General features: G+C 69.7%; 12 protein-coding genes. 6 read left to right on the top strand and 6 right to left on the bottom strand.

Going from position 1 to position 12,511, the window contains the following annotated elements:
* A partial coding sequence (locus DEIPI_RS32980) for a nitronate monooxygenase (RefSeq protein ID WP_211238328.1) occupies positions 1-359 on the top strand: 359 nt, incomplete at its 5' end.
* Positions 360-411: 52 nt separating this feature from the next.
* On the opposite strand, the gene DEIPI_RS0120020 is transcribed toward DEIPI_RS32980, so the two are convergent.
* The 4 genes from DEIPI_RS0120020 to DEIPI_RS0120005 all read right to left on the bottom strand — a co-directional run bounded on the left by DEIPI_RS0120020 (position 412) and on the right by DEIPI_RS0120005 (position 7,180).
* A complete protein-coding gene (locus DEIPI_RS0120020) occupies positions 412-1,458 on the bottom strand; it encodes an Atu2307/SP_0267 family LLM class monooxygenase (RefSeq protein WP_027482947.1) in 1,047 nt (348 codons plus the stop codon).
* Positions 1,459-1,498: 40 nt separating this feature from the next.
* On the bottom strand, positions 1,499-3,526 hold the full coding sequence (locus tag DEIPI_RS32975; RefSeq protein ID WP_045234782.1) for an ATP-binding protein: 2,028 nt from the start codon (positions 3,524-3,526) through the stop codon (positions 1,499-1,501).
* A 194-nt stretch (positions 3,527-3,720) separates the two neighbouring features.
* A complete protein-coding gene (locus DEIPI_RS0120010; protein WP_084474646.1) occupies positions 3,721-6,183 on the bottom strand; it encodes an ATP-binding protein in 2,463 nt (820 codons plus the stop codon).
* 94 nt (positions 6,184-6,277) lie between these two features.
* On the bottom strand, positions 6,278-7,180 hold the full coding sequence (locus DEIPI_RS0120005; protein ID WP_027482945.1) for a PhzF family phenazine biosynthesis protein: 903 nt from the start codon (positions 7,178-7,180) through the stop codon (positions 6,278-6,280).
* A gap of 150 nt (positions 7,181-7,330) precedes the next feature.
* On the opposite strand from DEIPI_RS0120005, the gene DEIPI_RS32970 reads away from it, so the two are divergent.
* Entirely contained in the window at positions 7,331-8,248 is a 918-nt protein-coding gene (locus DEIPI_RS32970; RefSeq protein WP_052351854.1) for a LysR family transcriptional regulator, read from the top strand.
* Positions 8,249-8,290: 42 nt separating this feature from the next.
* Here the strand turns inward: DEIPI_RS32970 and DEIPI_RS41935 are convergent, their stop codons facing one another.
* Entirely contained in the window at positions 8,291-8,758 is a 468-nt protein-coding gene (locus tag DEIPI_RS41935; RefSeq protein WP_084474644.1) for a MarR family winged helix-turn-helix transcriptional regulator, read from the bottom strand.
* 82 nt (positions 8,759-8,840) lie between these two features.
* Positions 8,841-9,098: a hypothetical protein gene (locus DEIPI_RS0119990; protein ID WP_157463832.1), complete on the bottom strand. Its 258-nt coding sequence runs from the start codon at positions 9,096-9,098 to the stop codon at positions 8,841-8,843.
* Between the two features lie 363 nt (positions 9,099-9,461).
* Here DEIPI_RS0119990 and DEIPI_RS0119985 point away from each other — a divergent pair, with 363 nt between their 5' ends.
* From DEIPI_RS0119985 to DEIPI_RS0119970, 4 genes are all read left to right on the top strand, one after another.
* On the top strand, positions 9,462-10,049 hold the full coding sequence (locus tag DEIPI_RS0119985; protein ID WP_027482943.1) for an NUDIX domain-containing protein: 588 nt from the start codon (positions 9,462-9,464) through the stop codon (positions 10,047-10,049).
* A 34-nt stretch (positions 10,050-10,083) separates the two neighbouring features.
* Positions 10,084-10,449, top strand: a complete 366-nt coding sequence (locus tag DEIPI_RS0119980) for a hypothetical protein (protein ID WP_211238327.1) — start codon at positions 10,084-10,086, stop codon at positions 10,447-10,449.
* A gap of 112 nt (positions 10,450-10,561) precedes the next feature.
* Entirely contained in the window at positions 10,562-11,923 is a 1,362-nt protein-coding gene (locus DEIPI_RS0119975; protein WP_027482941.1) for an FAD-dependent oxidoreductase, read from the top strand.
* A gap of 72 nt (positions 11,924-11,995) precedes the next feature.
* Positions 11,996-12,508, top strand: a complete 513-nt coding sequence (locus DEIPI_RS0119970) for a hypothetical protein (RefSeq protein WP_027482940.1) — start codon at positions 11,996-11,998, stop codon at positions 12,506-12,508.
* Positions 12,509-12,511: the final 3 nt, after the last annotated feature.

Raw genomic sequence — 12,511 nt, 5'->3', positions numbered from 1 at the left:
CGTCGGGCGTGCAGGTGGGCACGGCGCTGCTGTGCACCCCCGAAGCCACGACGGGCGCGGCGCATCGCGCGGCCCTCCTGTCGCCTCGCGCGGCCCGCACCACCCTCACGAACGTGTTCTCCGGAAGGCCCGCGCGGGGCATCGTCAACCGCGCGGTGCGGGAACTCGGGCCGATGAGCCGTCTCGCGCCGGCCTTCCCGCTCGCCTCGCTCGCCCTCGCTCCCCTGCGCGCCGCGGCGGAAGCTCAGGACCGCGACGACTTCACGCCGCTGTGGTGCGGACAGAACGTCACGTCGCTCTCCACGGCGCCGGCGGCGGAGGTGCTGCGTGACCTCCTGCGGGCGTGGCGAGTCTCGTGAAGCTCGCCGAAGTGGTCAGCTTCGAAACTTCAGGACCGTGTCCGGCGGATCGTCACCGTCCGGTCGTGCCCACCCGCTCCCGGACACGCGGCGCGACGTCACCGCCGAGCAGGTCGATGGCGCGCAGCATCCGCTCGTGCGGCAGGGCCACGTTGGTCATCTGGAAGGTCAGGCGGGACACGCCGCCGAGCACCTCGTTCACCCGCAACGCCTTGTCCGTCACCTCGCGCGCGCTGCCGATCAGGTACGCGCCGAGCGGACCGCACTCCGCGTCGAACCGAGCTCGTGAGGGGCCGGCCCAGCCGCGTTCACGACCGATCGTCTCCAGCATCCGGGCCCAGCCCGGGTAGAACGCGTTCCGTGCCGCGTCGCTCGTCTCCGCGGCGAAGCCGAAGGCATGCACGCCCACCTTCAGCGCCTCGGGCGGATGTCCGGCCTCGGCGCCCGCGCGGCGGTACAGGTCGATCAGGGGCCTGAAGCGGCGGAAGTCACCACCGATGATGGCGACCATCAGGGGCAGACCGAGCGTCCCGGCACGCGCGAAGGACGCGGGCGTGCCCCCCACCCCGATCCAGACGGGAAGCCTCGGCTGGTGCGGGCGCGGGTAGACGCCCTGCCCGGTGAGCGCGGAGCGGAAGCGGCCGTTCCAGTGCACGTGCTCCTCGTCGCGGAGCTTGAGGAGCAGGTCGAGCTTCTCGGTGAAGAGGGCGTCGTAGTCCGTGAGGTCGAGGCCGAACAGCGGGTAGGCCTCGACGAAGGAGCCGCGACCGACGACGAGTTCCGCGCGGCCCCTGGAGAGCAGGTCGAGGGTGGCGAACTGCTGGAACACACGGACGGGATCGTCGGCGCTGAGGACGGTGACGGCGCTCGTGAGGCGGATGCTCCGGGTGCGGGCGGCGGCGGCGGCGAGGATGACGGCGGGCGCCGCGTCGAGGTACTCGCGGCGATGGTGTTCGCCCACGCCGAACGAGTCGAGACCCGCGGCGTCGGCGCGTTCGATCTCCTCGACGAGGTGGTTGAGGCGGTCGGCGCCGGACAGCGTGACGCCCGTGTTCGGGTCCGTGACGGTCGCGGCGAAGGAGTCGATCCCGATCTGCATGAGGCATTCTATGGGCCTCTGCCGCCGTCCGACGGGCCGATCAGGCGCTCACGAGGCGCTCGAGACGTGACTCGGCGGTTCGGGCGCGGTCCTCTTCCCCGGACGCGCGGAAGGCGAGGGCCGCCTGGCGGTACAGGTCGATCGCCTCCTGGGTCCGCAGGGTGTCGGCGGCGTGACCGGCGGCGTCGAGCAGGAAGGGCGCGGCGTGACCGGGTTCTTGCGCGGCCAGCCAGTGGCGGGCGATCACGCCCGCGGGGGCGTGATCGCGCTGCAACACGCGGGCCGCCGAGCGGTGCAGGATCTGCCGCACCGCGCTCGGTGTGGCGTTTCGGACGCTGTCCTGCACGAGGTCGTGGCTGAACCGCTCACCGACGAGGATCTGCGCGGCCTCGAGTTCCTCCCAGGCGCCGATGATCTCGTAGATGGCGTTCCCGAGCATGTCGGTGACGTGTTCGACGGTCGTGTCGCTCCCGAGGACCGCGGCGGCCCTCGCGGTTTGCAGCGCGGTCGGGGAGAGCCGCGCGAGTCTGTGCTCGATGACGCCTTCGAGATGCGCGGTCGGCCCGCTGAGCGGCGTCTGCGTGAAGTCACCCGTTTCGAAGAGGGTACGGACGACTTCGAGGGTGTGTTGCAGGTTTCCACGTGCGACCTGCTTGATCGTCGCGGCGACGCTCGCGGCGTTCGGAACGGCGAGGTCCTCGAGCAGGTCGCTGGTAGCCTGCTCGGTCAGGGACGCGAGTTCGACGCGGACGGCGAGTCCGGCGTCGATGTGCCGGTTGACGCTGCGCAGGGCGTCCGGGGCGATCTCGTCTTGGCGGTAGACGATCAAATGCCTGGGGACGTCGCCGTGCGTGCCGAGGCTGCGGCTCTGCGAGAGGAAGTACACGCCGAGGTCCATCGTGGCCTGGTCGTAGTACTGGATGTCGTCGGTGATGGTCGCGACGAACCCGGGGCTGGTGAGCCGGACCATCTCGAGGTGCGCCTGGAAGAAGCGGACGCGGTCCGCTTCTGTCCGCAGGGGCGGCACGGGCTCGCCCGCACGAAGCTCGGGCATGACGCGGGCGAGCTCACGCTTGACCCACTCGGGCAGCACGACGTGCGGCGCGGCCGCGAGGCGCGCGCGGGCGTTGCGGACTGCGCCGGCGAACGGGACGAACTGCGCGCCGGGCCGGCCCTGGAGGTAGAGCGCGGCGCCCTTGCTGCGGACGAAGTCCTGCGCGAGCCGCGTTTTGCCGACGCCGGGCTCACCGGCGATGTAGATGGTCTTGCCTTGCGCCCAGGCGACTTCCATGGTCGCCCAGGCGTCGTCTCGTTCGACGAGGCGCGGTGGGCGGAGAACGGCGAGCGGGATGGTTCGCTTGACCGGGGCGCCTGGAATGCTGCCCCGGTCGATGTCGCGCGCCAGCGCGGCGGTCGTCGCGTCAGGCTCGAGGTGCAGTTCCCGTTGCAGGACGTTCTTGCAGTGGTGGTACGCGGCGAGCGCCGCCGACCGATCGCCGTTGAGGTAGTGCAGCAGCATCAGACGGCGGTGCACGTCCTCGGCGAGGGGTTCGTGGTCGAGGAGGCGAGTGGTGAGCGTGATGGCCTGGGCGTACTGCCCTTCGTGTTGCAGTCGAGTGACTTCCGTGAGCAGGGTGGCCCGTCGGTGCTCTTCGAGGCGTTCGCGGGTCGCGAGGACCCATTCCCACAGGTCGGGGCAGTGTGAGACGTCTACGTCCGTGAGGAACTCACCGTCGTGGTTGTGCGCTTCGGAGGTTCCCGTGAGGAGCTGCTGGGCGTCACAGCTGACGTCTTGCAGGGCCAGCGTCGAGGCGCCCTGAACGAGCGGCGCGGGGTACTGGCGTCTGAGCCGGCCGAGCAGCTGGATCAGGTTGTTGCGGCCGACGCTGTCGGGGACGTCGGGCCAGAAGAGCGGCGCGAGCCTCGCACGTGAGGTGGGGCCTTCGATGGCGAGGTACGCGAGCAGCGCCGCCGTCTTGCCTTCGCACTTCAGCACCCTGCCGGCGGCGTGCACCAGCTGCGGGTGCCCCAGGACGAGCAGCTTCCAGGTGGGCGTCGAAGCGGTCATGGTGGTCTCTTGGCTCCTAGCGTGGTGGGCATCGAGGGCGCGAGCTCGAAGGACGGGGCGACGTGAGGTTGAGGTGCTCTTCGCGCAGCGACCCGGCCGAACCGTCGTGGTGTGGACGCGCACGCCTCGATGGGTGGGGTGGGTTCAGTGTATGGGCGTCGTGGACCGGCCGGGAAGCGGTGGGCAGGCGCACCTCAGGTGCGACTGTCGTGACCGCCGGAGGGGCCGCTCGGTCCGCTGGAAGGGTTGGCCTGAGGGCCGCGCTCGTCCGGCCCGGTGGACGCGTGCCAGCGGGGCTTGTCGTCGGTCGGTGGGCATGATGGCTGCCCTGGAAAGGGTGGACGCGTTTCGCTTGACGATCGTCCGTGCACCTCCGGGTCGCCCGTGGACGTCAGGCCAACGGCGAGAGACGAGGTGGGTGTCATGGGCGCCGCTCGTTCGTCGTCGTCGAGAAGCGGGAACCAAGCGGACTCCGCCGCGCGCGTTGCCGTGGAGTTGTCATGACCGAGGCGCAGGCTCGCGTGCAGGAAGAATCGTGCTTCGGTGTGCGGCGCGGGGGCGGGCGCGGGGGCGGGCGCGGTCCTGCGGGCAGGCGGTGCGGGCTGCGTCCTCCATGGGCCTGAAGGTGGCGGGAGGTGCGGAGCGGCGGCGGACGAGACTTGACGCGGGAGGCGCGGCAGGTCGGGCTGCCTGTCCGTTCGCAGGTCGGTCGAGGCGGTGGGGGCCGAGGTGCCGCCAGGGTCCTGAGCGTTGATTGGGGCGTTCAGGATGCGGGCGGCCTGCGCGGCGTCACCACCTTCGCGCCAGTGGTGCGCGATGAGGGCGGGAGGGTAGCCGTGCAGGTCGAGCGCGCGGGCGGTGGCGCGGTGAAGCGCCTGGAGCGCGACGCCGGGGATGTGGGCCCGAAGGGTGCGGGCGAGCAGTTCGTTGGTGAGGTCGTGAGCGCGGGCGAGGCCGGCGGCGATCAGCTCGTCCCAGCTCTGGACAGCGTCGAGCAGGCGCATGCCGAGGATGTCGGCCATGACGTCGATGGTGACGGGGTGGTCGAGGATGGCCGCGGCGCGGGCGAGGTGCAGGGCGCGGGTGGAGCGCCGCGCAAGCTGCGCGGTGAGCACCGACTCGATCGCTTCTGGAACCCCGAGGTGATCGAGCGTCGTCAGTGGTGGCCCCTCGCTGGCGTCAAGGGTTCGGAGGACGTCGAGGATGAAGCGGGGGTTGCCGCCGGTGAGGTCGACGATGCGACGTTTCGTGGGCTCGTCGTACCGGGTGTGCAGGGAGTCGATGAACGCGAGGGCGTCGTCGACTGTCAGTTCGCGCACCTCGATGTGTTCGGCGAGTCCGGTGTTGACGAGTTGTTCGACGAGCGCCTGCGTGGTGGGTGGGAGTTCGCCGCTGCGGAACGCGATGAGGCAGCGTGGCGTGACGCTGTGCCCGAGGAGCGCGCTGATCGTGATGGTGGCGTCGTCGAAGTACTGCAGGTCGTCGAGGATGGTGACGTCGAACGCGCCGACGAGGCGGCGGGTGAGCTTGGTGAGGGCGGGTTGGAAGTCGGAGGCCTCCGGGGCGCGCTGGGGGTAGGCGGAGCAGAAGTCGGGGAGCAGTTCGGCGAGGACGGTCGTTTCGTCCGCGTCGAGGGCCTGGAGGACCTGGGCGCCGAGCAGGGTCCGGAGGTGACGGGTGACGCCGCTGTAAGGGACGGCGCGGTCACCGGGGCGTCCGTCGAGGTAGGCGATGTGTCCTTTGGTGTCGGCGAAGTCGACCAGCAACCGGCTTTTGCCGACGCCGGGGGCGCCACTGACGATGACGTGCCTTCCTGCGGCCCACGCGGCTTCCATGCGTCTCCAGGCGTCGTCGCGTCCGAGCAGGGTCCGTGGAGCGCGGCTCAGGGTGGGCGCAGGTGTAGCGTGGGGCTCGGCGATGCTGGCGTTGATCTCGTCCGCGAGCGCCTGTGTCTCGGGGAGGGGATCGGTGCGGAGGGCGGCGCGGAGGGTGACGCGGCACGCTTCGAAGGCGGCGAGGGCGGAGGCAGGATCATTGTTGAGGTAGTGGAGGCGCATGACGCGCCGGAAGGCGTCTTCGGACAGGGGAGTGAGGTCGAGCAGCGTCCGCGCGAGTTCGAGCGCGCGTGGGTAGGCTTCCTCGCGTTCGAGTCGGTCGGCCTGCCGGGTCAGGTGCTCGCGGTGGACGAGGGCGAGGCGTTCTCGCCAGAGGTCACGCCAGTCGGTGAGGTCGGCGTCGCCGCCGTCGACACCTTCGAGGAAGGTGCGAGGCGTCGTGGACGGGAGCGCCTGGCGCTCGAGGAGCGTGGCGACGTCGACGGTGAGGTGAGGGGCGAGGTTGAGGAGTTCCGCGCCTTGGACGAGGTCGGCGGTGAGGTTGTGATGGAGGCGGCGCAGAAGTTGCGTGAGGTTGTTGCGGGCGGTGACCTCGGAAACGTGGGGCCAGAGGAGGCTGGAGAGGCGCCCGCGGCTGGTGGGACCTTCAACGGCGAGGTACGCGAGGAGCAGCAGGGGTTTGCCCTGGAGACGCACCTGCTGGCCTTCCGGGGTGGTCAGTCGGGGCGGGCCGAGGAGTTCGAGTTGCCACATGGCCGTTCCTTCCTTGGGTGAGTCGGGGCGGTACACCACCTCATCGTTGCGCGCGCAACTTCTTCTCATCAAATGGTACGACTTGCTCACGGCGCGCGCAACCGACTGCAGTGCCGCCCATCTCACGACCCGGCGCCCCCCGGCCCGACGCGGCCGCCGGGAACTACGCCGTGGGCACGGGCAGTTCGACCGATCGGACTTCCGCCTCCTGCGCGTACCCACCCGCCATCAAGCCCACCACCTGACCGTCGCGGGCCTCGACGCGCACCTCCAACGTGCTGGGCGACGGCGCCGCCATGTGCAGTCCCTGCGCGACGAGCAGCACGTCCTGCTTGACGTTCATGATGTCGTACAGGTACGCCGCGAGCGGACCGGCCGCCATTCCCGTCGCGGCCTCCTCCAGAATGCCGTACCGCGGCGCGAACATCCGCGCGGCCACGTCATGCACCGGGGAACGCACGTCCCGCGTGAACGCGTAGTAACCGATCAGGTCGAGGGCGTCGCTGATCCGCTCGATGGCCGCGAAGTCCGGCGTCACGGACGCGAGCGTCGCGTCGGTCTCCACCGGCACGAGCAGGAAGGAGTTCCCGGTATTCACCACCACGGGGCGGTGTCCCCTGATCAGCTGCGACGGCTCCAGCCCTAACGACGCCAGCACCTCCTCTTCGGCCACGGACGTGCGCCGCAGCGAGGTGTACTTCGGCGCGGCCTGCTCCATGAAGACCTGCTCGCCGTCCAGCACGATGCGCCGCGTCCCGTCGATCGTCTCCTTGCTGCTGCTGCGCGACGACAGCCGTCCCCGCTGCACGAGCAGCGAGAAGGTCGCGATGGTCGCATGTCCGCAGTGGGCGATCTGACGGACCGGCGTGAAGAACTCCAGCTTGAAGTCCGCCACGTCCGACTTCGAGACGAACGCCGTCTCGGGCAGCCCGACACGCGCCGCGACCGCCTGCTTGTCGGCGCTCGACAGGTCGTCCGCGTCGAGCACGACGCCCGCCGGGTTCCCTCCGACGTCACCGCTCGTGAAGGCCTTGACGATGCTGACCTCGACGTTGTGCTTGCTCATGATCACCCTTTCCGAGACGCGGCGAACTCGGCGCGCTCCTGTAGCACCACGGTAGTGAACCTGCCGCGGGGGCGCCATCGCCGGTTCCGCGACGTTCCCCGGGTCGTATGCACCTCTTCGATACGACGGGACGCGCGGCATACTGAGAACATGGACGTCCTGCCGAAGGTCACCCTGACGCAACTCGCGCACTTTGTCGCGGTCGCCGACGCGGGCAGCTTCTCCGAGGCCGCGTTGGTGCTCGACGTTTCCCAGTCCACGGTCAGTCACAACGTCCTCACCCTCGAACACACGCTGGGCGCGCGCCTGTTCGTCCGCACCCGTCAGGGTGTCCGCCTCACGAACGCCGCAACCGAGGTGATCACGCACGCCCGCGCCGCGCTGAGGCACGCCCTGGCCTTCGAACAGGGCGTCAGGCAGCCTGAAGGCACGCTCCGCGGCACCGTCCGCGTCGCCACGATCCGCAGCGTCGCGACCCGACTGGTGCCCGAGACGATCCGTGACTTCAAGCAGACCCACCCGGACGTCAACGTCGAGGTCCTGCTGCACGAACACGCCCACGGCGGCATCATCGGCGCGCTGCAATCCGGACGCGCCGACCTGGGCGTCGTCCAGCTCCCCACCAGCGACACGCTGCGCGTCTGGCCCCTGTTGCGCGACGAACTCATGCTCGTCTGGCCCTCCGAACTTCCCAAGCCGGTCGGCTGGGACGACGTCACCCGTCATCCGCTCGTGATCGGCGAAGGTCCCTGCGGCGACGTCGTGCGGCAGCATCTCGCCGGTCTGGGCCTGCCCTGGTGGCCCGCCCATGAAGTCACCGAGGACTCCGTCCTGACGTCCATGGTCGCGCACGGCCTGGGGGTCGGCATCCTGCCCCGCATGGCCGCCGAGCCCCTCCCCGTCGGCGCGGCCCTGCACGCCCTGCCCGACCGTGGCTTCCGTGAGGTCGCCGCGGTCGCCCTGCCCAACCGACCGCTGGGCGAGGTCGCGGCGGCCTTCCTGCACGCCTTGCAGGCCAACGCCCGCACGAGCGCGGGCGCGTCGGACGCGCCCGCGCTCACGCCGTGAGCGGTGCTGCACCGCGGACGCGAGTCCCTCGAGGGCAGCGCCTCACTTCAGCGTGGGCTCAAGCGAGGCGTCCGAGACGCGTTGCAGGGCGCGTGCGACGTGCCGCGCGTCGTCTTCGCCGAGGTGCTGCGCGAACGCCGCGTTGATGCCGTCCGCGTACACCGGCCACGCGGCGGCGAGCGCGTCACGCCCACTGGACGTCAGTTCCAGCAGCAGGCCACGGCGGTCCACCGGATCCGGGACGCGCTGCAAGAACCCCTGCTTCTCGAGGCGGTCGGCGAGACGCGTGAGGCCGCTGCGGCTCAGCACCACGCGACGGGCGAGCTCGTGCATGCGCAGGCTCCCCTGCTCGGCGGTCTTGAGTTCGAGCAGCACGTCGTACTCCGACAAGGTGATCTGCTTCGACGCGGCGAGGCGTTCCTCGATCTGACCGACGGCCACGGCGTGTGCGCGCAGCAACGCCTTCCACGCGGACAGTTGCGGTTCGGCCACCCGAGGTCGTTTCGTCACAGTCTCAAGCTACCGCACTGTCGTTGACGCATCAACAACCTGCCGGCGATGACGGCCTGACTTGATGCTCGCGAGCGACGTCTCAGCAGTGACAGCTCGCCGCCCGCAGCAGCCGAGCGATCTCGACCTGCAGCTCGGCCCTGACCAGCAGCCGCACCTGCGGCACGCGGCGCGTCAGGTAGGCCTCGAGCGCGTCGAGGTCGACCTGACCTCCACAGGTGAGGCCGAGGAACTCTCCGTCGTCCTTGAGCTCGTGAACCTTCAAGCGGACCGCGTCGAACATCTGCAGCACTTCACTACGATACTGAGGCAGCGAAGCCGACTTCACGACGTCCATCATATACAACTCATCCTCCTGCACGACAAGGTACAACCGAGTTCCGGAGAGACGCGCGGCTGCGTCCTGGCTTACGCTGCGCCACGTACGATGACGCGCCCATGACATAAAGATTCGCTCAAGTCCTATGGGGCCGTGCGCGCGCAAGTGCACGAGGCGCCGCCCAGCACCCTCACGCGTTCCACACTCCAGAGCGCTCCCCAGGCCACGAGGCAGGATCGCCGAACCACCGACCGACACGCCCGGCACCATCCCGGACACCTGGAATACGCCCCCGGCCGCTCACGTCGCGTCACGCGAACGTCACCGCGCCCAGCGTACCCTGCGGTCAAGCTGACCAAACCGTCAGTCAGGAGGAACGCCCTCATGACCGTGACCGACGACCGCATCCGCATCCTCGACGTCAAAGTGCTCTCCGACGACTGGTACGTCCTCAAGAAGACCACCTTCGACTTCAGACGCTCCGACGGCACCTGGCAACGGCAGTCCCGCGAAACCTACGACCGTGGCAACGGCGCCACCCTGCTGCTCTACAACCTCGAACGCGGGCGCGTCATCCTCACCCGACAGTTCCGCCTTCCCGCCCACGTCAACGGGCACAGCGGCCACCTCATCGAAACCCCGGCAGGACTGCTCGACCACGACGCACCCGAGGACCGCGTCCGCACCGAAGCCGAAGAGGAAACCGGCTACCGCGTCCGCAACGTCCACAAGGTCTTCGAAGCGTACATGAGCCCCGGCTCCGTCACCGAGAAGCTCTACTTCTACACCGCCGAGTACGACCCCGACGACCGCGTCACCGAAGGCGGAGGCATCCCCAGCGAAGGCGAGGACATCGAAGTGCTCGACGTGCCCTTCACCGAAGCGCTCGCCATGATCGAGCGCGGCGAGATCGTCGACGGGAAGACCATCATGCTGCTCCAGCACGCCGCGCTCCACCTGTTCCCACGATGACCCCCACCAGCCCCACCACCCCGAGGAGACGAGCATGCCACCCCTGATGATCCTGATCGCCGGCCCCTACCGCTCCGGCACCGCCGACGACCCCGTCAAGATCGCCCGGAACGTCCAGACGATGGAGTCCTTCATCCTCCCGCTGTACCGCGCCGGACACCTGCCCGTCCTCGGCGAGTGGTTCGCCCTGCCGCTCGTCCACCAGGCAGGCTCCACCACGCCGGGAGACGCGCCCTTCAACGAGATCTTCCACCCGGTCGCCGTCCGCCTGCTTCACAAGTGCGACGCGGTGCTCCGCGTCGGCGGACCCAGCGAAGGGGCCGACGAGATGGTCCGCACGGCCCGAGCGCTCGACCTGCCCGTGTACACCTCCCTGAAGGACGTGCCCGGCTGCGCCTGAGCCACACGACACCAAGCGCGACCTCCCGCGCCGCCTCGGCACACCCCGCCAGAACCACCGTGAACATGGAACGTCACCCCCCTGTCACGGCGCCCGACGTACGGTATCGCGCATGACCTCACCTCACGGTCGATCACACGCCGTCGTGGTCGGCGCGAGCATCGCCGGGCTGCTCGCCGCCCGCGTCCTGGCCGACACGTACGACCACGTCACCCTCGTCGAACGCGACGACCTCGAAGGCGACCCCGGCACCCGGCGCGGCGTCCCGCACGCCCGTCAACCACACGCGCTGCTCAGCCGGGGACTCAGCGTCATGCAGCAACTCTACCCGGACGTGCTCGCCGACTTCCGTCACGCCGGAGCGCTCACCGGCGACATGACCGACGCGAGCCGACTCGCGCTGGGAAGAGACCGCCTCACGCGCTACAAGAGCGGCCTCACCATCCTCTTCGCCAGCCGCGCGCTGATCGAGCAATGTCTGCGCCGACGCACCCTGGCACTACCGAACGTCACCCTGCTCGACCACGTCCGCTTCCGCGGCCACCACCTCGACCACGCGCGCCTGCGCGTCGTCGGTATCGAGATCGAACGCCCCCAGCAAGAGACGGACGTCCTCACCGCCGACCTCGTCGTCGACGCGACCGGACGAGGCTCCACCACGCCCGCTTGGCTCGAACGACACTGGGGCGAACGCCCGAAAGAGACACGCATCGACATCAAGGTCACGTACACCTCGCGGTTCTACCGCCGGCTGCCTCAGCATCTCGGCGGCGACCTCGGCCTCGGCTCCCTCCCACAGCAACCCCAGGAGCGACGCACCGCCGCCTGCACCGCCGTCGAAGGGGACCGCTGGCACTTCGGGCTCGCGGGCAGCCTCGGCGACCACGCCCCACCCACCGACGCGGGCTTCCTCGCGTTCGCGCGCAGCCTCAACTACCCGGACGTCGCCGAGTTCCTCGCGACCCTCGAGCCGGTCAGTGACTTCGAAGTGCACAAGTACCCTGCCAGCGTCCGCCGGCACTACGAACGCATGCGCCTGCCGGTCGGACTGCTCGTCATCGGCGACGCCCTGTGCAGCTTCAACCCCACCTACGGGCAGGGCATGACGGTCGCCGCGCTCGAAGCGCAGGTCCTCTCGGACGCCCTCGAACACACCACCACCGCAGAGCAGCTGCAACGCCGGTACTTCCGAAACGCCGCCCGCGTCGTGGCCCTGCCGTGGAGCATGGTGAGCGGCGGCGACGGCAGCTACCCCGAGCTCCGGCAGCACCAGACGATCACGTCACGGCTGGCCACGCGCTACTTCAACCTCATCCAGCACGCCATGAAGCACGACGGCGTCGTCCTCGCGACCTTCTTTGCGGTCATGCACATGGCCCTGCCCCCCAGCGCGCTGTTCAAACCGACGTTCGTCCTGCGGCTCCTGAGGCACCGCGCCCGCCCGCACCACACCTCCACCGCCCCGGCCACCTGACCGACGTCACGACGCTCCACGCGAGCGTCGACACGCCCCGCCTCCTCTCATCCCGTTCAGCCTGGAGTCCTCATGCCACACCCGTCCACCCTGGCAGCCTGCACCGCCCTCGTCCTCGCCACCACCTCCCCCGCGACCGGAGCGCCCCTGTCGTTCGAGCTGCCATCCAACCTCTCCGGCTACAGCGGCTTCTGCGTCAATGTCGGCTCCCCCGACCCGGGCGTCGACACCCGAAGCGTTGAACGCGTCGTCATTCAGGAACTGCAGGCCCGACAGCTGCGCGCGCAACCCATGGGTACCGGCACATGTGAACCCATCAACCTCAAGACCGGCAGGGCTGACGCACGACTCGTCCTGAGCGTCGAACTGACGCCCCTCACCCGACGTGGAGAGTACCTCGGCGTCATCCGGGTCAACGACCCGCACCTGCTCGTCAAGCAGCACACCGGACGGACCAAGACGTACGACGCGGTGCTGTGGATGTACGCCGAACACCTCACCGTCAAGCTCGACGCGCCCACCGCGTGGCGCTCCGCCGCGCGGAGCCTCGCGTCCGCGTGGAGCCTCTCCCGCCTTCAACGCTGACCG

Source organism: Deinococcus pimensis DSM 21231 (assembly GCF_000519345.1).
Classification (GTDB): domain Bacteria; phylum Deinococcota; class Deinococci; order Deinococcales; family Deinococcaceae; genus Deinococcus_A; species Deinococcus_A pimensis.
This window is presented reverse-complemented; position numbering and strand designations above follow the sequence as displayed.

Excerpts from the sequence above, each read along its gene's own strand:
- DEIPI_RS0120020 (WP_027482947.1), bottom strand. The coding sequence starts at position 1,458 with ATGCAGATCGGGATCGACTCCTTCGCCGCGACCGTCACGGACCCGAAC.
- DEIPI_RS32975 (WP_045234782.1), bottom strand. The coding sequence starts at position 3,526 with ATGACCGCTTCGACGCCCACCTGGAAGCTGCTCGTCCTGGGGCACCCG.
- DEIPI_RS0120010 (WP_084474646.1), bottom strand. The coding sequence starts at position 6,183 with ATGAGAAGAAGTTGCGCGCGCAACGATGAGGTGGTGTACCGCCCCGAC.
- DEIPI_RS0120005 (WP_027482945.1), bottom strand. The coding sequence starts at position 7,180 with ATGAGCAAGCACAACGTCGAGGTCAGCATCGTCAAGGCCTTCACGAGC.
- DEIPI_RS32970 (WP_052351854.1), top strand. The coding sequence starts at position 7,331 with ATGGACGTCCTGCCGAAGGTCACCCTGACGCAACTCGCGCACTTTGTC.
- DEIPI_RS0119990 (WP_157463832.1), bottom strand. The coding sequence starts at position 9,098 with ATGATGGACGTCGTGAAGTCGGCTTCGCTGCCTCAGTATCGTAGTGAA.
- DEIPI_RS0119985 (WP_027482943.1), top strand. The coding sequence starts at position 9,462 with ATGACCGTGACCGACGACCGCATCCGCATCCTCGACGTCAAAGTGCTC.
- DEIPI_RS0119980 (WP_211238327.1), top strand. The coding sequence starts at position 10,084 with ATGCCACCCCTGATGATCCTGATCGCCGGCCCCTACCGCTCCGGCACC.
- DEIPI_RS0119975 (WP_027482941.1), top strand. The coding sequence starts at position 10,562 with ATGACCTCACCTCACGGTCGATCACACGCCGTCGTGGTCGGCGCGAGC.
- DEIPI_RS0119970 (WP_027482940.1), top strand. The coding sequence starts at position 11,996 with ATGCCACACCCGTCCACCCTGGCAGCCTGCACCGCCCTCGTCCTCGCC.